The organism is Gilvimarinus gilvus (assembly GCF_030518155.1).
GTDB classification, from domain to species: Bacteria; Pseudomonadota; Gammaproteobacteria; order Pseudomonadales; family Cellvibrionaceae; genus Gilvimarinus; species Gilvimarinus gilvus.
Window position 1 is genome coordinate 1 of record NZ_JAULRU010000533.1, and the last position, 657, is coordinate 657.

1 protein-coding gene is annotated in these 657 nt (G+C 64.1%); it reads left to right on the forward strand.

All coding sequences use genetic code 11. The annotated features are described in order from the left end of the window. Positions 1–657, forward strand: a 657-nt coding sequence (locus QWI17_RS09955; protein ID WP_302722356.1) for a uroporphyrinogen decarboxylase family protein, incomplete at both ends; no start/stop codon positions are given.

The following is a 657-nucleotide window of genomic DNA, read 5'->3' on the forward strand; positions in this document are numbered from 1 at the left end:
ATCCTCACCATCCCCGATGCCATGGGCCTGGGCATGTACTTCGAAACCGGCGAAGGCCCGCGTTTCAGGAAGGTCGTCAGTACCCCGGCCGATATCGAAGCCCTGCCGGTTCCCGACCCGCAAAAAGACCTGGGCTACGTGATGGATGCGGTCAGCACCATCCGCCGCGAACTCAACGGCCGCGTTCCGCTCATCGGTTTTTCCGGTAGCCCCTGGACCCTGGCCACCTACATGGTCGAAGGCGGGTCGTCGAAGGACTTCCGCAAGACCAAGGCCATGGCCTATGACAACCCGCAAGCGCTGCACCTGCTGCTGGACAAGCTGGCCCAGTCGGTGACCAGCTACCTCAACGGGCAGATCCTTGCCGGTGCCCAGGCCGTGCAGATCTTCGACACCTGGGGCGGCAACCTGTCAGCGGCGGCCTACCAGGAGTTCTCCCTCGCCTACATGCGCAAGATCGTCAGCGGCCTGATCCGCGAGCATGAAGGGCGCAAGGTGCCGGTCATCCTGTTCACCAAGAACGGTGGCCTGTGGCTTGAAAGCATCGCCGAGGCCGGTGCCGATGCTCTGGGCCTGGACTGGACCTGTGACATTGGCGACGCCCGTCGCCGTGTGGGCGACAAGGTGGCCTTGCAGGGCAACATGGACCCGACCGTG